The 20,166-nt window shown below is 45.7% G+C and carries 21 protein-coding genes; 13 read left to right on the plus strand and 8 right to left on the minus strand.

The genetic code is table 11. The features are described 5' to 3' along the window. The first annotated feature begins 25 nt into the window (after nucleotides 1-25). Nucleotides 26-487: a YHS domain-containing (seleno)protein gene (locus tag ACRRS1_RS19860; protein ID WP_432455789.1), complete on the plus strand. Its 462-nt coding sequence runs from the start codon at nucleotides 26-28 to the stop codon at nucleotides 485-487. A gap of 10 nt (nucleotides 488-497) precedes the next feature. Here the strand turns inward: ACRRS1_RS19860 and ACRRS1_RS19865 are convergent, their stop codons facing one another. Together ACRRS1_RS19865 and fabR are read right to left on the minus strand one after the other, a co-directional pair. After that, the gene (locus ACRRS1_RS19865; protein WP_432455788.1) at nucleotides 498-836 is read right to left on the minus strand and encodes a DUF1422 family protein; all 339 of its coding nucleotides are present in this window, start codon (nucleotides 834-836) and stop codon (nucleotides 498-500) included. 9 nt (nucleotides 837-845) lie between these two features. After that, the gene (gene fabR / locus ACRRS1_RS19870) at nucleotides 846-1,466 is read right to left on the minus strand and encodes an HTH-type transcriptional repressor FabR (RefSeq protein ID WP_432455787.1); all 621 of its coding nucleotides are present in this window, start codon (nucleotides 1,464-1,466) and stop codon (nucleotides 846-848) included. Nucleotides 1,467-1,739: 273 nt separating this feature from the next. On the opposite strand from fabR, the gene ACRRS1_RS19875 reads away from it, so the two are divergent. Beyond that, complete coding sequence (locus tag ACRRS1_RS19875) at nucleotides 1,740-3,371, plus strand: alpha-amylase family glycosyl hydrolase (RefSeq protein ID WP_432468883.1); 1,632 nt, start codon at nucleotides 1,740-1,742, stop codon at nucleotides 3,369-3,371. A 134-nt stretch (nucleotides 3,372-3,505) separates the two neighbouring features. Here ACRRS1_RS19875 and metL read toward each other — a convergent pair whose 3' ends face one another. Together metL and metB are read right to left on the minus strand one after the other, a co-directional pair. After that, complete coding sequence (gene metL, locus ACRRS1_RS19880; protein ID WP_432468882.1) at nucleotides 3,506-5,920, minus strand: bifunctional aspartate kinase/homoserine dehydrogenase II; 2,415 nt, start codon at nucleotides 5,918-5,920, stop codon at nucleotides 3,506-3,508. A gap of 20 nt (nucleotides 5,921-5,940) precedes the next feature. Further along, nucleotides 5,941-7,107 carry a cystathionine gamma-synthase gene (gene metB, locus ACRRS1_RS19885; RefSeq protein ID WP_432455784.1) on the minus strand — a complete coding sequence of 389 codons (1,167 nt, stop codon included), beginning with the start codon at nucleotides 7,105-7,107 and terminating at the stop codon, nucleotides 5,941-5,943. 153 nt (nucleotides 7,108-7,260) lie between these two features. Here metB and metJ point away from each other — a divergent pair, with 153 nt between their 5' ends. Beyond that, the gene (gene metJ / locus ACRRS1_RS19890; protein ID WP_432455783.1) at nucleotides 7,261-7,560 is read left to right on the plus strand and encodes a met regulon transcriptional regulator MetJ; all 300 of its coding nucleotides are present in this window, start codon (nucleotides 7,261-7,263) and stop codon (nucleotides 7,558-7,560) included. Nucleotides 7,561-7,664: 104 nt separating this feature from the next. Here the strand turns inward: metJ and ACRRS1_RS19895 are convergent, their stop codons facing one another. Then, the gene (locus ACRRS1_RS19895; protein WP_432455782.1) at nucleotides 7,665-8,342 is read right to left on the minus strand and encodes a PEP-CTERM sorting domain-containing protein; all 678 of its coding nucleotides are present in this window, start codon (nucleotides 8,340-8,342) and stop codon (nucleotides 7,665-7,667) included. A gap of 942 nt (nucleotides 8,343-9,284) precedes the next feature. Then, nucleotides 9,285-9,497 (minus strand): 50S ribosomal protein L31, encoded by a 213-nt coding sequence (gene rpmE / locus ACRRS1_RS19900; RefSeq protein ID WP_432455781.1) that lies wholly within the window; start codon nucleotides 9,495-9,497, stop codon nucleotides 9,285-9,287. A 205-nt stretch (nucleotides 9,498-9,702) separates the two neighbouring features. On the opposite strand from rpmE, the gene priA reads away from it, so the two are divergent. The 9 genes from priA to rraA all read left to right on the plus strand — a co-directional run bounded on the left by priA (nucleotide 9,703) and on the right by rraA (nucleotide 18,794). Further along, a complete protein-coding gene (priA, locus tag ACRRS1_RS19905) occupies nucleotides 9,703-11,940 on the plus strand; it encodes a primosomal protein N' (RefSeq protein ID WP_432460265.1) in 2,238 nt (745 codons plus the stop codon). A gap of 173 nt (nucleotides 11,941-12,113) precedes the next feature. After that, complete coding sequence (argS, locus tag ACRRS1_RS19910) at nucleotides 12,114-13,868, plus strand: arginine--tRNA ligase (protein WP_432463888.1); 1,755 nt, start codon at nucleotides 12,114-12,116, stop codon at nucleotides 13,866-13,868. 2 nt (nucleotides 13,869-13,870) lie between these two features. Beyond that, a complete protein-coding gene (locus ACRRS1_RS19915; RefSeq protein WP_432468881.1) occupies nucleotides 13,871-14,437 on the plus strand; it encodes an SPOR domain-containing protein in 567 nt (188 codons plus the stop codon). Nucleotides 14,438-14,752: 315 nt separating this feature from the next. Next, a complete protein-coding gene (locus ACRRS1_RS19920; protein WP_432455777.1) occupies nucleotides 14,753-15,055 on the plus strand; it encodes a PilZ domain-containing protein in 303 nt (100 codons plus the stop codon). 108 nt (nucleotides 15,056-15,163) lie between these two features. Beyond that, nucleotides 15,164-15,832 carry an AAA family ATPase gene (locus ACRRS1_RS19925; protein WP_432455776.1) on the plus strand — a complete coding sequence of 223 codons (669 nt, stop codon included), beginning with the start codon at nucleotides 15,164-15,166 and terminating at the stop codon, nucleotides 15,830-15,832. Continuing rightward, entirely contained in the window at nucleotides 15,819-16,142 is a 324-nt protein-coding gene (locus tag ACRRS1_RS19930; protein WP_432455775.1) for a replication protein RepA, read from the plus strand. The genes ACRRS1_RS19925 and ACRRS1_RS19930 overlap by 14 nt, the downstream gene beginning before the upstream one ends. Nucleotides 16,143-16,250: 108 nt before the next feature. After that, complete coding sequence (gene hslV / locus ACRRS1_RS19935) at nucleotides 16,251-16,781, plus strand: ATP-dependent protease subunit HslV (protein WP_432460268.1); 531 nt, start codon at nucleotides 16,251-16,253, stop codon at nucleotides 16,779-16,781. A 19-nt stretch (nucleotides 16,782-16,800) separates the two neighbouring features. After that, nucleotides 16,801-18,132 (plus strand): HslU--HslV peptidase ATPase subunit, encoded by a 1,332-nt coding sequence (hslU, locus tag ACRRS1_RS19940; protein WP_432455773.1) that lies wholly within the window; start codon nucleotides 16,801-16,803, stop codon nucleotides 18,130-18,132. 173 nt (nucleotides 18,133-18,305) lie between these two features. Then, entirely contained in the window at nucleotides 18,306-18,794 is a 489-nt protein-coding gene (gene rraA, locus ACRRS1_RS19945; RefSeq protein ID WP_432455772.1) for a ribonuclease E activity regulator RraA, read from the plus strand. 19 nt (nucleotides 18,795-18,813) lie between these two features. On the opposite strand, the gene zapB is transcribed toward rraA, so the two are convergent. Beyond that, nucleotides 18,814-19,020, minus strand: coding sequence for a cell division protein ZapB (gene zapB / locus ACRRS1_RS19950; protein ID WP_432455771.1), 207 nt, complete (start codon nucleotides 19,018-19,020; stop codon nucleotides 18,814-18,816). 190 nt (nucleotides 19,021-19,210) lie between these two features. Here zapB and ACRRS1_RS19955 point away from each other — a divergent pair, with 190 nt between their 5' ends. After that, entirely contained in the window at nucleotides 19,211-19,429 is a 219-nt protein-coding gene (locus ACRRS1_RS19955) for a DUF1653 domain-containing protein (RefSeq protein ID WP_432455770.1), read from the plus strand. 1 nt (nucleotide 19,430) lies between these two features. Here the strand turns inward: ACRRS1_RS19955 and cysE are convergent, their stop codons facing one another. Next, nucleotides 19,431-20,156 carry a serine O-acetyltransferase gene (gene cysE, locus ACRRS1_RS19960; RefSeq protein WP_432456133.1) on the minus strand — a complete coding sequence of 242 codons (726 nt, stop codon included), beginning with the start codon at nucleotides 20,154-20,156 and terminating at the stop codon, nucleotides 19,431-19,433. Nucleotides 20,157-20,166: the final 10 nt, after the last annotated feature.

The raw sequence follows: 20,166 nt of genomic DNA on the forward strand, positions 1-20,166 counted from the left end.
CAGATATAGATCTGATAGGGGGCTTATGTTTCATTCAATTATTACTGGAATTATTTTTGTAATTAGCTTGAATTGCTATGCTGGCGAGCCAGTAAGTAAAAGTTTTTGGAGTGATAAGGCTATCGGTGGTGTCGATGTGCTAAGCCAACACCGCGCCCACCAGCTTGGCGCGCGCCGTATTTTACAGGGTAAACAAGATTATTTAGTCCGTTGGAATAATGCCGATTGGTATTTTGCAAGTCAGCAAAGTGCCAATAAATTTGCCGAAGATCCAGAACGATATCGTCCTCGCTACAATGGCTTTTGCGCTAACGCCCTATCAACGGGCGAAGGTTTAGTCGCCACTAATGGGCAAGTCTGGGAATTTTTTGACGACGAACTGCACTTATTTTATGCAGAGAAAGGCCGCCAACGTTGGCTAAAGGGACACTGGCAGACCTATCAAGCCACCGCAGACAAAGCTTGGCAGCAACAATTGAACCATTAGTTGGTGTAGATTAGCGCTTAAAACCGCCCAATCTAAACATCAACCAAAGACCGATCGCAAGACATAAAATCAATACTAACAAGTTACTCCCGATTTCCGGGAATTGAGTTCGTAACATTGCAGAGTAAGCCAACGCCCCCAATAAAAATGCAGCCACACTCGTTAGAGGAGAGTCTTCACTCAGATCTTGATGTAGATAAATCTGGTACAGTTGCGTCACCGCCAATATAAACGCAATAATAGGAAATATCGAAAATGCTTGCTCGGCAACAGTAAACAGAGCAAGACTAGCATTACCACTCACACCAGCAATAAACGACAACAATAATAAAGTTTTACTGACTTGCATATGCACCTCTTAACTCAGTGTTTGAGAACGATTATACAAAGCGGCACCTTTTGCCACAATCCGAAGTTGTTTGATGGTTTTCTCGGCCAATTGTTGGCGATCAAACTCAGCTAAATCTAAAGCTGAAGCCCCAGCATTAAACACAATAATCACCATCGCTTCGGCTTGCATCTGCGCGTCTTCTCTTGGACAGCGATATTGATGTTCTAAATAGTCAGTCAGCTCTGCAATAAAATGCGCTATTTCTCGCGCTACGGCAGCCCGAAATGCTGGCGACGTTCCCGAACGCTCACGTAACAACAAGCGGAATACATTGGGGTTATTGTAGACAAATTCCATGAAAGTCGCGACCGAGGTTCCAATAACACTACCTCCGGTGGCAATAATGCGTTGCCGGGCTTGGCGCATTAACTGGCGTAAGGTTAAGCCCCCCTCATCAACCAGGGTTAAACCCAACTCTTCCATATCAGAGAAATGACGATAGAAAGAAGTCGGTGCAATCCCCGCTTCTCGAGCGACTTCGCGCAGACTTAAACTGGAAAAACTGCGCTGCGCACTTAATTGGCTAAACGCGGCTTCGATAATCGCTCTGCGTGTTTTTTCTTTTTGCTGTGCCCTAACGCCACTCATAGCTTCCCCTCTACTTATATGCTGCATCATACCTAGCACTGAAAAAAACCCAAGTTGAAACTGATTAAAAACATCACATTTCGTCTCCACAGACAAGCGTAACTTGTTTACCTGACATGAAAACCCTTTCAAAAAATTCTTTATTTATCAATAACAAAAAAGATGCGAGCCAGCTCAATTTTCTATTATCTTGAAAACGTTACCGAGTATCTAGTCATGCAAAGCTGTGATTAACTTGCCCTTTCCCCTTATGGTATTTATCAAGGAAGTAAAATGAGTTGGTTAAAAAGCATTTTATCGATCTCTATCATCATCAGCTTAAGTGCTTGTGGTGGTGGCAGTGATGCTGGAAATGGAAATAGCACCACACCAACCAATGACGCCATCAACATCACCAGCTCGGCCGAGAGTGCTCAACAACGCCTGCCCTGTGAAAACGCCACTGGTGAATTTTGTGATTTGCGCATTTATCAAGTCATGACCGAATCCTTTGTTGATGGAGATAGCTCGTTTGATTATGGTGCTGGTTATGGCACCAGCCATCACAACGGCGACTTGCAGGGAATTATTGATTCTCTTGACTACATTAAAGCCTTAGGCATGAATGCCATCTGGCTCACCCCGATCTTTGAGTCTATTGCGACCAACGGCCAAGATGAATGGACAGACAAACTAGATGCTACAGGTTACTTTGCCAGTAACTACTTTAAGATTGATCCTAATTTCGGGACCAAAGCGCTGGCTGAAGAATTAGTGACTAAAGCTCATGAAAAAGGCTTATACGTATTCTTTGACGGTGTTTTTGGCCACCATAAAGGCAACCTTGTCACTTCTCCAAAAGGGCTCAGCCCTGCCGGAGGCTCAAATCCTGTGGATTATTCCAACAGCGATACCCTCGCTTTTTACCAGGAAGTGGCGGAATACTGGACCAGCGAATTATGTTTAGACGGATGGCGTTTAGATCAAGCCTATCAAGTCCCGCTCAGTGCCTGGCAACAAATTCATCAAACCGTCAAAGATGCCAGTGCCAACAATGCCAAGGCCAGCAAGTGCCAGGTCAACGGAAATCAATGGGGCACCCTAGGCTATATGGTTGCCGAGGTATGGAATGGGAATAGTGAAATCGTAGCTAGCGCTTATGGCAGTAATTCGTCTCCAGCCCTGCCCTCGGCCTTCGATTTTAACCGTCGTTATGCGCTCGTACAGACCTTAGCGGTAGAAGAAAGTGGCTCAGGGGATCACGATGCCAGCACCTTAACCGCCAGCTGGAGCGATCATAATTCTTATCCTGATCACGCCCAAGCTAATTTAATGCTCGGCAACCATGATTTAGTTCGCTTCGGCGATCTGATTCAGCGTGGTGGCTTAAGCCATTATTGGGAGAGACATAAAGCGGCTTTCTCTTATATGGCCGCCTATAGCGGACCGATTACCTTGTACTACGGTGATGAGATTGGTGATGAAGTTGCCAACTTTGCCGCGCAAGTAGACAACAGCGTATGCGCAGCACAAGGTTTATGTGACGACCATGTTGCTCGCTCCAGCGCTCATATAAAAGGGGTTACCGATGGTTTCACCCCAAGTCGTGAACAGCAAGCGCTGATGGACTATGTTAGTCAATTGATGGGAGTTCGGCAAAATAATCCAGCACTATATCAAGGTAGCGTACAGAACCTCTACGCCGACAAAGATCTATTAGCCGTATTAAAAACGACTAAAGAACAGCAAGTTGTGTATTTATTAAACGTTTCATCAGATGAAAAAAAGGTCCGTCTGGCCGCTGATTTACTGGATGATACCCGTACCCTTATCGACTTAATCACAGGCGCAGAGATCGTCATTGATATAGACCATTTCGAAATAGCAGTAAGTGGATTGAGTGGGCGCTTGCTGCTAGTTAAATAGCACTTTACCTTCTCACGTTTGTACACCCTTATATACCCTGTTTGGCCTCCTGTTTAGGAGGCCTTTTTTATGTGAGATTTCAATTCTCTAATCTAAGCGAAACAGCTCGAGCAAAGCCACAATGCTAAATTCACTTAAGCCAAATACTGACAAAGACTCACTAAATCGGCTTGCAGCGCTCCTGCGGTCACGGCTCTGCCTGCTCCGGGACCTTGAATGACGAGAGGATTTTGCTGGTACCACTGACTTTCAACCGCAAAAACATTGTCACAGGGTTTGAGGTTGGCAAATGGATGCCGTGCATCTATCGCCTGTAAACCGACCTCAGCCTTGCCCTGATGGTCGACTCTGGCGAGATAGCGGATCACCTTGCCTTGACGCTGGGCATCCTGCACCGCCTGCAACATCGGCTCATCTAAATCACTCAGCTGTTCAATAAACTGCTCAAGTTCTAATTCTGCTAAGGCTTCTGGCACCAGAGAAGCTAATTGAATATCCGCTAACTCAAGCTTGAGACCAGCCTCTCGGGCTAAGATCAGTAATTTTCGCTGCACATCCTTACCCGAAAGATCATCTCGAGGATCGGGCTCGGTCAACCCTTGATTGAGCGCATCCACCAGCAACTCAGAAAATGGACTAGAACCATCATATTGTTGAAATAACCAACTTAAAGTACCGGAAAATATTCCAGAAATAGCAAGGATCTGATCCCCCGCTTGCCGCAACTGCTGAATACTCGACTGGATTGGCAGTCCCGCACCAACCGTGGCATTGGCTAACCATTTGCAGCCATGGTCACGAAAACTCTGACTGAGCTGCTCAAAATTCGCTGAAGCACTGGCTCCGGCAAGTTTATTGGCGGTAATCAGATGCAGACCAAGCTTGGCAAACTCATGATAATACGCGCTTAAGGATTCACTGGCGGTAATATCCAACACCACTAGTTCATTAAAAGGATGCCGCTTCAGTTGCGCCAATACTTCCGGCCATAACAAGGGCTGAGCTAAACTATCATCGAAGGCTTGCGCAAGGCTCAAGCCAGCAAAATCGAGTTGTCCTGATTGGCTAGTAAACACTCCAGCGAGACAAAGCTCGAGTTTATATTGTTGCTCCAACAAACTTTGTTGCTCGTTAAACAAGCTCAGCCACTGAGCCCCAATGTTGCCTTTGCCAAACACCACCACACCAACCTTACGGCGCTGTTTAAATAAGTTACTATGAAGCTCGATTAATACTGGCTCCAAGGTAATTTTACGTACCACCGCACACAGGCTCATTTTATCGGAGCTGGAATGAATAAACTCTAAAGGTTGCTCGGCTAGTTGCTGAAAGAACAAGTAACATTGTTGAGGATTATCACAAACCCCAGCGCCGACTAAGGCCACTAAACAATAACCTTCGGTACGTTCGACTTGTTGCACCTGATACTGCACCGCCAACTGGTCAATCTTGGTCAATGCCTCCGCAACTAGCTCGCGCGTGTAGGCCATCCGTAGCGAGCCAGTTTCAGTATGTTTATGACGCGTGGTCGGGGCCAGCTGCACACTTGCCAACGCACTTAACAGCGCGCTGGCATTTTGCTGGAAATGTTCAGTAAATGTCAGCTCTAACAACACCACGTCATCCACCGAGGTGACTATTTTTGCGGCGGTTTTTTTGGCTTCTTTCCGATGGATTTGAGTTTGTCCATCATTGGGAGCATAACTACAACGTAAGCTTAAGCGTTGCCGAGAGCGAGCCAGCGGCTCTAGCGTTCGAGCATGAAGTACCGAGGTACCAATCCTTGATAATTCAGCGGCTTCATTTAAAGCTAAATGATCTAACAAATGAGCATCTTTCACTAAGCGCGGGTCGGCACTGTAAATTCCCGCAACATCACTCCAAATCGTGGTCGAGACAGCATCGGCTAAAGCCGCCAATTCGGTTGCAGAGTAATCACTGCCATTACGCCCAAGCGTCACCGTGCGTTGTTCGCTATCACTGCAAATAAAACCTGTCACCACAATTCGGCAAGCGGGTTTATCCGCTAAACACGCCGCCAACAAGGGGGTACTGCGCGCAACATCTACCTGCGGTTGGGCCGCTAATTCGGCTTTGAAAAACTGTCGTGAATCCATCCACTCCGCAGCACAGTCTTGTTCGCTTAAAAGGGCGGCCAATAATCTTGCTGACCAACGCTCACCATAAGAGAGTAGTTCGTTAATGATAAAGGCATTAATATCCGCCTCTAGCAAATGAGCAATTTGTCGATGCTCTGCGACAAGCTCTCGCTCGATCACTTGCGCCCTCGATTCACTCAATAAATCCTTAACTAGCTGCGCCTGAAACTGAATCAAAGCGGCTAAAGCTTCCGCAGCGGCATTATCGGCTTGTTTCGCCAAATCAATGATATTCAACAAACGATTGGTGGTTTTACCCGCAGCCGATACCACAATGAGATCTTGCGCTTGCGAATGCTGCGCAACAATACCCGCCACTCGTTTGAAACAGCTAGCGTCAGCGAGGCTACTGCCACCAAATTTATGGACATGTCTATTAACTACCGACATGAAGTTCTCCTGTACAACTTTTAGCCAAACGAAAGATTGGCAAATGCCTGCTGTAAATCATTCACTAAATCTTCCGCTTCTTCTAAACCAACCGATACCCGTAACAATTGCGCCGATATTCCCGCTTCGGCCAATGCCTCAGGCGACATTGCCGCGTGGGTCATAGTTGCTGGATGAGCGATTAAACTCTCTACCCCGCCCAAAGACTCAGCCAAAGAAAACAACTGTAAGCCTTTCAGAAATTTCACCATTTGAGTTTCATCTAGCGCAACTTCAAAGCTTAACATAGCTCCAAAGCCAGATTGTTGTTGTTGGGCTAACGCATGACCGGGGTGCTCTGCTAAGCCGGGATAATAAATCGCAGACACCAAAGGCTGCTGCTGCAGGCATTGAACAATAGTTTGAGCATTGTGTTGGTGAACATTCATCCGAGCTTTCAGAGTTCTTAAGCCCCGCAGAGTTAAATAGGAATCAAAGGCTGAGCCTGTTAAACCTAGACAATTCGCCCACCAGCTCAAGCTTTCTGCCAATAACTCAGTTTTTGCCACAACCATACCCGCCACCACATCAGAGTGACCATTAATATACTTAGTCGCCGAATGCACCACAATATCGGCCCCCAGTAAAATTGGATTCTGTAATACAGGCGACAAAAACGTATTATCCACAACTACCAAAGCCCCCACAGCATGCGCTTGTTGAGCTATTTTTTGAATATCCACAATCCGCAATAACGGGTTGCTGGGAGTTTCTAACCAAATTAACTTTGGTTGCTTGGCGAGGGCGGTTTGCAAGCTCTCGCTATCATTTTGATCGATAAACTCGACTTCAAAGGCCTGCTTCTTCGCCAAACTGTCAAACAGGCGATAACTTCCGCCATAACAATCGTGCGGTGCGATCAACAAATCGCCAGGCGCTAACAAAGCGGTCACTAAATGAACGGCCGACATGCCGGTATTGGTGATCACCGCCCCTGCACCATGCTCTAGGTTGGCAATCGCATCGGCTAATATTTGACGGGTTGGATTACCAGAGCGACTGTAGTCAAACTGCCGCTTTTGCTTAAAATCGGCGAAACTATAATTACTCGACAAATAAATTGGCGGAACCACCGCTCCGTGTTGGCTATCACTCTCAATACCACTGCGAACCGCAATGGTGGCGGCGTGAAGATCTTTTAATGACATGTGTTCACTGACTCCCTCTAATTATGCTGCCACTTTACCACTCCCCGTAAAGACGTCAACACTTCTAGACGTCTAAATGTCTTTGCTCTTGGATTGCTAAGTGGCTTTTCCCCCGTTACAATAGGGTTTCTTTGGTTTGGTGTGTATTCAAGTATGTCGACAGATTGGAATGGTGAGTGGATCAGCCCTTATGCTGAACACGGAAAAAAAAGCGAACAAGTAAAAAAAATAACGGTATCAATACCTTTAAAAGTATTGAAAATACTGACCGATGAGCGTACCCGTAGACAAATTAACAATCTACGACACGCCACCAACAGCGAGTTGCTCTGCGAAGCATTTTTACACGCTTACACTGGGCAACCCCTGCCCGATGATGCCGATCTACAAAAAGATAGACCCGACCCGGCCTTAGAAAAAGCCACCGAAGCTGAATTGGATAAAGAAGATTAAGATTTTGCAAAGCCGCTCATTGAGCGGCTTTTTTGTTAAATACTAGACAAACACTTTTGAATAAGCTCACTTATCTTGCAGGAACAACCGCCCACGGCAGAGAGTTAAGCACTTGCTTGTACTTTATATGACTTTTTATTTCGTCTAAACATACATAAGCCAGCAATACCAAATGCCGCAAGAAATATCGTGGATGGCTCGGGAACAGATGAAACACTAATGTTATCGAAACTTTGACCGAGTCTGTTATTAAACAAGCCAACTTGTCCTTGGCTGTACAAACTGCTGGTTAAGGTAGTGACCAAAGTACCATTCACAAATGCTGAGTAGGTATCTCCGAACACATCGATTTTTAAATGAATATCACTTTTAGATGGGAATAATGCACCAGAATGCTTTAAAGCTGGTGAATTGCCACCATTTACGAATTCGTGCCAGTAAACCCCGGTACCTCCACCACCAAGACCTCCTGTGATTAAGGCTATTCCGTTAAAAAGCCCCCCATTGTATGAACTACGAAGAACTACACCGCCATCCCATACATCATTAATATCCAATTCAACAGAAAAATCCCTTAAATCTGTCGGTAACAAGCTAAATGCTTGATTCCCTGATGTAGACTGGTATGCACCACCTTTATCATTCCAGCTACCCTGTTCATTTCCCCATAAAGGAGATGCGGCAGAATCAAAATCATCTGTAAATATGACTGCCGCAATGCTTGACCCAGCAATCGACCAGATTAAAATAACCTTAACTACAAATTGAAAATATATTTTCATTGCAAAAATTCCTTTTAATTGTTTAATTCTAAATTACGACTGTTGACACTGCTATATAACGTCCCAACACAATCCTTCAAAAATTCAATATGGTTTTCTCCCTCTAAATAAAGAAACTATATCTACAGATTCATTCCGCTTAAACATTCTCAAAAAAAACATAACCTATTGAATTTAAAGTGCATGTCAATAAAAACATTATAATAAGAAAGGTTATGTGAATTTAAAAACATAGAGGCGACTACTTTTACTCAATCACCTTAGATAGAAAGGGCGTTGTTGCAGGGCAAACAGCTTCGTAATAACCCCTGAGCTACAAGGTCGTCTAGACAATGCAATTCAGTAATCCATTCGACATAACTACCAAGTTGCTTATTATTCACTTGCAACTACGGTTCTTAGCGAAAATGGAATTATGTTTTAATAATAAGAATGATACTACTCTACACTGCCCCTGATTTTTCTCTCAGGATGCACGAGCACAGAAACAAGCTCTGAAATCTCTTCAACTATTCTCGATTACGGAATATATGGACAGTCAAGAATTACAAAGGAACGCCCTGAAAAAATATTCCAAATAACGCAGTGCTGTCAGGGAAGAGAGGTAAAGTGACCCTACAAGCAACTGATATTCCCGCACAGATCGGTACAACTTTTTACTACTGTTTCGAAATAAAAGTCTAAGAAAGAGAAATTGAACTGACAAAACTATACCTGCCCAAAAATGGTGGATGGCAACGACAAGCATTATAGATCTAGCTATATGGCAAAACCCTAAAACTCAAAAAAGGTAAAGCGACTTTCTGAAAAACGATTTGAGCGAAAATAAATACAAATCTGCTATGAGCAAAATTGCTTTATATCTCATTCGCATCATGACCAGACACAAAAAAAGCGCCTTTCGGCGCTTTTTCTTTACTGTAAAGCTTAAATAAGGCTGGCTTATTTTTTGCCCAATACAGCGAATTTTTTGTTGAAACGATCAACACGACCACCAGTATCAACGTTACGTTGCTTACCAGTGTAGAATGGGTGACATTTGTCACATACGTCTAGGAACATAGTACCAGTACGAGTCGATTTAGTTTCGATTACGTTACCGCAAGAACAAGTCGCAGTAAGTAGTTCGTAAGTTGGATGGATATCAGTTTTCATGGATTACCTCAATACTTGGGCCGCGTCGCCATTTGATCACCACTATTGGCACCAAACACCACACGAAAGCAACTCTATCAGAGCCTATAAATTTTAGGTGGCGGATCATATAGGATGGCTCCGCGCTTAGCAAGTATTCAAGGTCTATTCGCGGATAAAAAAACACCAGCGACTTCATTTGCCCCATGCATAGTCAAGCTTTAGAATGAGGCAGGTTTTTTCATGGGTTCATAAATTTGTGTTAATTGTTCGTGTTGCTTTAGCAATTCCATTGCGTCGACTATTTGATTATCGAGTATCCGATGACTCGGCAATACCAGTGATCGGTGCCCGGGTCAAAGTCCCCTTTGGTAAAGGTGAAAAAGTTGGCTTGGTGGTGGAGCATCCCGATGATAGTGACATCGATAGCGACAAATTAAAAACCATTAGCCAAATTGTCGATCAACAGGCCTTACTTCCCGCGAGTCTATTTAAACTATTAAATTGGGCCAGCAGCTACTATCACCATAGTTTGGGTGACGTACTGAGCCAGGCCTTGCCCAGCCTGTTACGTAAAGGCGAACCCGCACAGGCCAAAGCGATTGTCGCCTGGCGCCTTAGTGAACAAGGCAAGCAAGCTAAGCTCGCAGAATTTAAGCGTGCTCCCAAGCAAGGTGTAGTCATTGGCGCGCTGCAACAACAAGCCGATTTTCAATTAAACGATGAACAAGCCAAACAACGAGACTTCTCGCGTTCTGCGCTCACCGCCTTACAGCAAAAAGGCTTGCTAGAAAAAGTCACAGCACGCGCAACCGTGCCAGATTGGACTCAACAACAGACCAACAAAAGCCAAGCCTTGCAGCTCAATCCTGAGCAAGCAATTGCGGTAGCGGCCATCAACCAAAGCCTATCGAGCTTTCAGGCCTTTCTCATTGAAGGTATTACCGGATCCGGTAAAACCGAAATCTATCTCAATGTAATTGCCGAAGTTCTGGCGAAGGGCCAGCAGGCTTTAGTTCTGGTTCCCGAAATTGGCCTCACGCCACAAACCTTGGCTCGTTTTGCCGAACGCTTCGAAGTTCCAGTTTATGCGATCCACTCGGGCCTGAATGATAGTGAAAGGCTTAGTGCTTGGCTCAAGGCGAAGCAAGGCGAAGCTGGCATCATCATTGGCACCCGATCGGCGGTGTTCACTCCGATGGCCAAGCCTGGCGTAATCATCATCGATGAAGAGCACGATAGCTCCTTTAAGCAACAAGACAGCTTTCGTTACCACGCCCGCGATTTAGCCATTGTACGCGCTCGATTAGAACAAATTCCTATCATCTTAGGCTCGGCCACACCTTCGTTAGAGAGCCTGCACAATGCCCTGAGCGGCCGTTATGTTCATCTACAACTCAAACAACGAGCAGGTAATGCAGTATTAGCCAAGCAACAATTGCTGGATATTCGCCATCAACCGCTCAACTCGGGGCTTTCTCCCGCCTTAGTGAAAGCAATGCGCATGGAGCTAAAGGCTGGTCGTCAGGTGATGCTGTTTTTAAATCGCCGAGGTTACGCGCCAGCCCTGCTCTGTCATGAGTGCGGGCACGTCTGTGAGTGTGAACGCTGCGAGTCATATTTTACCTACCATCAGCAGCCCCGTCACTTGGCCTGTCATCACTGTGGCAGCCAACAACCGGTGCCACATCAATGCCAACAGTGTGGTTCCACCAATCTGGTCACCACTGGCCTTGGTACCGAACAACTGCAAGAGGCCTTACTGGAGATCTTCCCAGAATATAAAGTGGCACGGATCGACCGAGACAGTACACGACGCAAAGGCAGCTTGGAGCAATTGTTGGAACAGATCCATAACAATCACTATCAAATTTTGCTGGGAACCCAAATGCTGGCCAAGGGACATCACTTCCCTAATGTAACCTTAGTTGCCCTACTCGATATCGACCATGCCTTGTTCTGTTCCGACTTTCGGGCCCCAGAACGCCTGGCCCAACTATATGTGCAGGTAGCTGGCCGAGCAGGGCGCGCCAACTTAGAAGGGAAAGTGATGTTGCAATCTCATCACCCTGAGCATGAACTGCTGCAAGACTTGATTAATAATGGTTACCAACACTTTGCGCGCTTTGCCCTTAATGAACGCAAAGACACCGAACTTCCCCCTTTTAGCTTTCAAGCGCTATTTCGCTTAGAAGCAGTGGATGGTCAGGCGGTGCATGACTTAAGCCAGCAGCTCTATCAACTAGCCCAGCCACTACAGCAGGCGAATAGCTGGGTTTTTCCTCCCTGCCCAGCGCCACAAGCACGTCGCGCAGGAAAATTTCGGATGCAACTATTAATTCAAGCGGAACAGCGCACCAGCCTACATCAGCTTATCCATCGGCTGTTACCACAATTGGAGAACTTAAAACTCAGCCGTAAAGTTCGTTGGTCCTTAGATATAGACCCTTATGATATGCAGTAATCACACGCCTCTTTACGCAAAGCAGCAACATCAACAACCAAGCGCGTAGCGATTTGCTCCAATCAAATCAAATCACACCGAATTAGCCTAGATAAGAGATAGTTTTCAGCGGCAATTGTCGGTAAAATGCCCGCCTTGTACATTTTATTTACGCGAGATTGGTGTCAACCTACATGAAAGAGCTTATTCAACAACTTCTGGAACAAACGGTCATTGCCCTGAAACAACAACAGGTGCTCCCTGAAGGATTCGAACCTCGGATCCAAGTTGACCGAACCAAGGATAAAGCTCACGGCGACTTAGCGACCAACCTTGCCTTAATGGCCGCCAAACCCGCTGGGAAAAATCCTCGTGAACTAGCTCAGTTGATTGTCGATAATTTACCAAGTTCGACACTCATCGATAAAACCAGCATTGCCGGCCCAGGTTTCATTAATTTCTATCTTAATAATGATTGGCTGGTCTCTCAAATTGAAGCCATGTCGAGCTCTCCTTCGGCGAATGTAAAATTGGCAGAACAAGCACAAACCGTTGTGGTTGACTACTCTGCGCCAAACGTTGCGAAAGAAATGCACGTGGGCCACCTGCGTTCTACCATCATTGGTGATGCGGTGGTTCGCACCCTAGAGTTTTTAGGCCACAAGGTGGTTAGAGCCAATCACATCGGCGACTGGGGAACTCAATTTGGCATGTTAATCGCCAACTTGGAAGAAGTTGAAAAACGCGGTACTGACGCAGGCGATATTGAATTAGCCGATTTAGAAGTGTTCTACCGTGAATCTAAAGCGCGTTACGACAGCGATGAAGCTTTTGCCAAGCGCGCGCGCAACTACGTGGTGAAACTGCAAAGTGGCGATGAATACTGTAATACCATGTGGCGCAAATTGGTCGACATCACCTTGAATCATAACCAATCTGTTTACGACCGTTTAAATGTATCGCTAACTAAAAACGACGTGATGGGCGAAAGCATGTATAACCCCATGCTGCATGATGTGGTTCGCGACTTAAAGCAACAAGGTTTAGCAGTTGAAGACAACGGGGCAACCGTGGTTTACCTCGACGAATACAAAAATAAAGATGGCGACCCAATGGGCGTGATCATTCAGAAAAAAGATGGTGGTTTTTTGTACACCACCACCGATATAGCCTGTGCTAAATACCGTTACCAAGACTTAAATGCCGACCGAGTTTTATATTTTATCGACTCCCGTCAGCATCAACATCTAATGCAAGCCTGGAACATTGTGCGCAAAGCTGGTTATGTGCCAGAGTCGGTGCCACTAGAACATCACGCCTTTGGCATGATGCTAGGCAAAGATGGCCGCCCCTTCAAAACCCGCAGTGGCGGTACCGTGAAGCTGGTCGATTTACTAGAAGAAGCGGAACAGCGAGCACAAGTTATTGTGGCTGAAAAGTCTCGAGATCTGGATGCGGAGCAACAACTAGAGGCCGCCAAAGCAATCGCGATGGGCGCGGTGAAATACGCCGATTTATCGAAGAACCGTACCACCGACTACATCTTCGATTGGGAAAACATGTTGGCCTTCAACGGCAATACCGCACCGTACTTACAGTATGCTTATACTCGGATCCAATCTATTCTTCGTCGCTCAGCAATCGACCTCGACAGCCTTGAGCAAAACATTATATTGGCTGAAGACGCCGAAATCGCTCTCGCACAAAAATTAATTCAGTTTAGCGATGCGGTCAACAATGTAGCCGATAAAGGTATGCCACACATGATGTGTAATTACCTCTACGAGCTCGCGGGTGCATTTATGACTTTCTATGAAGCTTGCCCAATCCTTAAGGACGATGTTGAGAGCGAGGTGAAACATAGTCGTCTGCGCTTAGCAGCTTTAACAGCGAAAGTGTTAGATCAAGGTCTTTCATTATTAGGGATCGAGACTTTGGATCGGATGTAAACATGGCAAAGGACTATGTAGGGCGCAGCAAGCCTAAGAAAAAACCCGCGGCTAGATCTAGCCGCGCGGTCAGTCATCAAAAACGCTTCCCCTTCGCCTTAGCTCTCGCGGTGATCGCAGCGATCGTGGGTTTCTCGGTATTGCTATTTAATATTAAAGGTAGCGCGCCCACGCCAGCTCCCGAGCTCAGCGAGTTGGTAAACCCACAACCCATCGCAAAGCCAAAGGCCAAAACAAGTCTGCCAGAGCCACCAAAAGAGCGGAGCTATGTTAAAGAGCTAGAACACAAGCAAGTAGAAGTTGAGCCGGCCGCCAAACCAAGCCAGCCGGCCATCCCTTACCAAATGCAGTGTGCTTCTTTCCGTAGCCGAGACCGCGCCGAAGAGAGTAAAGCCTTAATTGCCTTTGCAGGCCTGGAAAGTCAAATTAAGCGCACCGAAGGGGAAAATGGCGCCTGGTATCGCGTGGTGTTGGGCCCCTATCCCACCAAGCGAGATGCTGAACGAGATCGGCATATATTACAACGCGCCAAAATCAATGGTTGCCAAATTTGGCATTGGAGCTTTTAAGTAGGGAGCTTTTAAGACATCCAAACTATATACAAGCCAACAGAGATGTTGGCTTTGATTGATACTAAAGCATATATGAATAAAGACGCCCTTATCCACCAACAGCCATAACCTTTAACCATAACGTAAAATCTTGTATAAAGGCCTTAAAGTAGCTAATTATTCAATTACTGCCTGTGCTAAGCGCTTAAAAATATTACTTATTTGACTTATATCCCAACTATGTTATAAAAATGTAGCTATTCTAATAAATCAGTTTTGACTAAAAACGGCAAAATAAGACCAAGACCGTGACTCAAATAGGAACGCGATACTATGAACAACACGGAACTACAGCAACTTGAGCGACGAGGCTCAATGCGACTCGATTTGGAAAACGAACCGGTGCAGCTCATTTTGACCAATAACGAAGACGATGAAGCAGTGATTGAAGCCACTTGTATCGACATCTCTCGCCGTGGCATGTTGATTGTTCATGATAAAGATTTAGCGATTGGCACCAAACTTAAAGTTAAATTTACTGCGAAACATTCCGCTGAAGCGGAAATGAAAGTAAAGGTAGCGCGTTGTCATCGTAAGAACTTCTCTAGCTATAATATGTTTTTGTTAATACTGTAAAATTCTCGTCCAGATAAGCAAACATGTCAGTTTGTCTTATACTTAATAAACTTGTACCACAAAGCCAGTAATTATAATTGGTCGCAAGTTGCAGAAGAGGGATGAACCATGTTGATACTTGTTGGTGGGGAAAAGGGTGGTAGTGGTAAAAGTTGCTTAGCACAAAATATTGCCGTTCACCTGAAAACCGAATTTGACGCAAATATCTTAATGGTTGATTGCGACCCGCAGCGCACTACCTCCGATTGGATCCAAGCCCGCAACGAAGATGAATCCCTACCAGGGATTAACTGTATTCAACTCTACGGAAAAATCCGCAAGGACTTACTCAGCCTAGAAAATGGCTACGATTTTGTGATTGTGGACTGTGGTGGTCAAGACAACTTAGCCATGCGTGCAGCAATGTCAGTCGCAAAATATGTATTAATTCCACTACGACCCAAACGCCGTGACCTTAAAACTCTTCCGCATATGGAAGACATGCTCAGTACCTGTAAAATGGTCAACCCTAAAATGGTCGCTAGTTTTGTCATCACCCAATGCCCATCTCTGCCCAACCAAGCAAATCGGATCCTCGACGCCAAAGAAGTTTGTCGCTCCTTCGGCTTACACGTGCTCGACTCCGTGACCTTCGCTCGCAATCTCTACGATGATAGTGAAGAAAGTGGCCGTTCGGTGTTAGAGATAGAGCCCGAAGGTAAAGCTGCCAATGAGATCAAAGCGATAGTGACTGAATTACTCGCCATCCAGCAAGAAGACTCCCATGAGTTTAACTGATTTAAAAAAGCAACCGCATCGCCGCCGCCAAGCCAAAAAGATAAGCGTCGAACAATTCATCGATGATGCCGAAAACTATGCACTAGGAAAACCGAGCCTCAATCCAAAAAAGGCTCCCGCCGACAAGCCTAGCAGCACCTTTCGGCACTGTACTTTCACCTTTGATGCCTCCGCAATAAACCAGTTACAATACGCTTCTCAGCAGCATCAACTGGCAAAATCCAAATTATTACGGGTACTATTGAGTCACTTCGCATCACTCAACGATGAACAACAGCAACAGTTGTTGAAATTATTTAATCACAACTAAAGCACCACAGTTTTTGGCTTATACCTTGAAAAATTATCGACGCCCCCCCACTTCATTGAGATAGCCAAGTTAACTCTTATGGTTAGCTGTATAAACTGAGGAAATATCGTGACTACTATCGTCTCCGTACGCCGCAACGGCAAAGTGATCATTGCTGGCGATGGCCAAGTTTCCCTTGGCAATACCGTGATGAAAGGCAACGCAAAGAAGGTTCGCCGCCTTTATCACGGTCAAGTGTTGGCCGGATTTGCTGGCGGCACTGCCGATGCATTTACCCTATTTGAACGTTTCGAAGCAAAACTAGAAATGCATCAAGGTCACCTTACCAAGGCAGCTGTAGAGCTGGCCAAAGATTGGCGAACCGATCGCATGCTACGTAAACTAGAAGCCCTACTGGCAGTCGCAGACAGCGAAGCATCATTAATCATTACTGGTAACGGTGACGTGGTTCAACCTGAGCACGACTTAATCGCCATCGGTTCTGGAGGGCCTTTTGCTCAGTCTGCGGCTCTCGCCCTATTACAAAACACCGATTTAGGCGCACGTCAAATTGCTGAAAAAAGCCTGAGCATTGCCGGTGACATTTGTGTGTTTACCAACCAGTACCATACTATTGAAGAATTAGACGCGAAAGCTTAAAGCTTTGCAGGAAAAAATTATGTCTGAAATGACCCCCAGAGAAATTGTCTCCGAATTAGATAACCACATCATCGGCCAATCTGAAGCCAAACGCGCAGTGGCGATTGCCTTACGCAACCGCTGGCGCAGAATGCAACTCAATGATGAATTGCGCCATGAAGTTACGCCTAAAAATATCTTAATGATAGGCCCAACAGGCGTCGGTAAAACCGAAATTGCACGGCGCTTGGCGAAACTAGCGCACGCCCCATTCATTAAAGTAGAAGCTACAAAATTCACCGAGGTCGGTTATGTTGGAAAAGAAGTTGAGACGATTATTCGCGATCTCGCCGATGTTGCCTTCAAAATGACCCGCGAGCAAGAAACCGAAAAATTTCGTTTTCGAGCCGAAGACCAAGCAGAAGATCGGATCCTCGATGCTCTACTGCCCCCAGCAAAAGACAGCTTTGGTCATGATGAGAAGAAAGAAGACAACTCGACTCGCCAGGCTTTTCGTAAAAAACTGCGTGAAGGCCAACTTGACGACAAAGAAATTGAAATTGATGTGGCTCAGCCACAGATAGGTGTCGAAATCATGGCCCCTCCGGGCATGGAAGAGATGACCAATCAATTACAAGGTATGTTTCAAAACCTATCTGGCAGCAAAGATAGCAAGAAACGTAAACTCAAAATTAAAGAAGCTTTCAAATTATTGGTGGAAGAAGAAGCCGCTAAAATGGTCAACCCAGAAGAGCTCAAAGAAAAAGCCCTGTACGCGGTTGAAAACCAAGGCATCGTATTCTTAGATGAAATCGATAAAATTTGTAAACGCGGCGATGTTTCAGGCCCAGATGTAAGCCGAGAAGGTGTGCAACGCGACTTACTACCACTGGTTGAAGGCTCAACTGTAAGCACCAAACATGGCATGGTAAAAACCGACCACATCCTGTTTATTGCATCCGGCGCTTTTCAGGTCGCGAAACCTTCCGATCTGATCCCTGAATTACAAGGGCGTTTGCCGATCCGTGTTAGTCTGAATGCACTCAGTGCAGATGATTTTGAGCGGATCCTCACCGAACCTAATGCTTCATTAACCGAACAATACAAGGCGCTAATGGCCACCGAAGGCCTAGACGTTGAGTTCACCAAAGAAGGGATTCGTCGGATTGCCGATGCGGCATGGCAAGTGAATGAACGCACCGAGAATATTGGCGCTCGTCGGCTACACACGGTGATGGAAAAATTAATGGAAGAATTAAGCTTTGTGGCCTCTGATAATTCAGGTCAGAAAGAGATCATCGACGCCGATTACGTCAATAAATCTTTAGACGAATTAGTCGCCGACGAAGATTTAAGTCGTTTCATTTTATAAATACCTCGCAGAGTTATCAATTTGATGACTCTGCTAATCCCCTTTAAGCCCCGTAATGCGGTCTGCAGCCGGGTTATTTTGCTTTTCTAGCTTAGTTATTATTTCTTAATTGAAAACCGCGACTTAGTGTTTATACTGGTAGCGATAACTCGGGCCAATTTAGGATCCAGACCATGGAATATAACACCTCTGAACTTTGTGACCTATACGCAGATACGGTTGATGTCGTCGAACCCATGTTTGCCAGTTATGGTGGCAGAAACTCTTTTGGGGGAGAAATTACCACCATCAAATGTTTTGAAAATTCAGGCTTAATTGCTCAGGTCGTTCAGGAGCCTGGCACCGGTAGGGTATTGTTGATAGACGGCGGCGGCTCATTGCGACGCGCCTTGCTCGATGTAACCATCGCCGAAGCTGCAGCCGAAAATGAATGGGATGGCATTATTGTTTACGGTTGTGTTCGAGATGTGGACGCGCTTGAAGATTTAGATATAGGGATCCAAGCACTGGCTTCCATTCCTGTTGGTGCTGACGCCGAAGACGAAACTGGTGATGTGAATATTCCGGTCAATTTTGGTGGCGTCACTTTTTTACCGGAAGATCATATTTATGCCGACACCACTGGCGTGATTTTATCGCCTGAACCACTCGATATCGAATAAGGTCCAAGCGAATTTAAGCTTACTCGGCTTGAACGTCTTCGATACGCCCTAACAAGGCAGTAAGGCGTTCTTGCCAAGCTTGTTGTTCTTGTAACAGATGACTATTCTCATCACTCAGCTTACTATTTTGTTCTTTGAGTTCTTCAATTTCCATACGTAGTAATTCAATACTATCGACTGCAATTTGAACCTTTGCTTCTAATTTTTCCAATACGTCAAAAGACATCAACCTACTCCCGTTAATCTGTTGTTAACCTCACTCTAGATATTCTATCTACAGTCAGTCCTCATGGATAAATGAACCCTAATCGTGTTCACATATTGATAAAGACTTACTTTAAAGCAGCATACTCTTGTCATCTATGCCCAACAAGGGTAGAACTCTATTTACCTAACTAGTTGTCGAATTTATAAACATGAAATTAAAGAAAGGTCGATACCGACATTACAAAGGTCCGGAATACCAAGTGATCGATACCGTGACCCATTCTGAAACCGAAGAACAGTTGGTACTTTACCGACCTTTATACGGAGAAGGTAAACTGTGGGTTCGGCCCTATCATATGTTTGTTGAAGAGGTCGTTGTGGACGGCCAAACAATGCCGCGCTTCGCCTATATCGCCGCCACCGACTAAATTAGATATTTTGCCCCATATCAATGGCTGGCATCTCACAACTGGGTCTGCCCACCACCTTTGCTGGTACGCCAGCAACCGTGGTATGCGCTGGCACATCCTCGAGAACTACACTACCCGCCCCTACTTTTGCGCCGCGTCCCACTTCAATATTGCCAAGGATCTTTGCACCCGCACCAATCAACACTCCTTGACGAACTTTTGGATGTCGATCGCCTCGGTCTTTCCCGGTTCCCCCTAAAGTCACCGATTGTAAGATTGATACATCATCTTCAATCACCGCGGTTTCACCGACCACGATGCCAGTGGCATGGTCGAACATGATCCCTTTACCGATGGTGGCCGCCGGATGAACATCTACAGCAAACACCGCCGAGATTTGGTTTTGCATATAACGCGCTAATGCCAAGCGCCCACGATGCCACAACCAATTTGCCACACGGTAGCCCTGTAAAGCATGAAAACCTTTCAGATATAACAAGGGGATCGCGTAGTATTTTACTGCCGGGTCACGATCTTTCACTGCCACAATGTCAGCCGCCACTGCTTCCAAAATATTCGGATCAGCCAATAAAGCTTCTTCAATAAATTCACGCAACAAGATCGCCTGTACCGTTGAGCTATCCAACTTACTTGCTAATTGGAAGCTCAAGGCCGAGGCCAGCGTATGGTGGTTCAAAATCGTCGAATAGAAGAAGCTGGATAACATCGGCTCATCTTCAGCCATTCGGTGCGCT

Source organism: Agarivorans sp. Z349TD_8 (assembly GCF_050870825.2).
Classification (GTDB): Bacteria; Pseudomonadota; Gammaproteobacteria; order Enterobacterales; family Celerinatantimonadaceae; genus Agarivorans.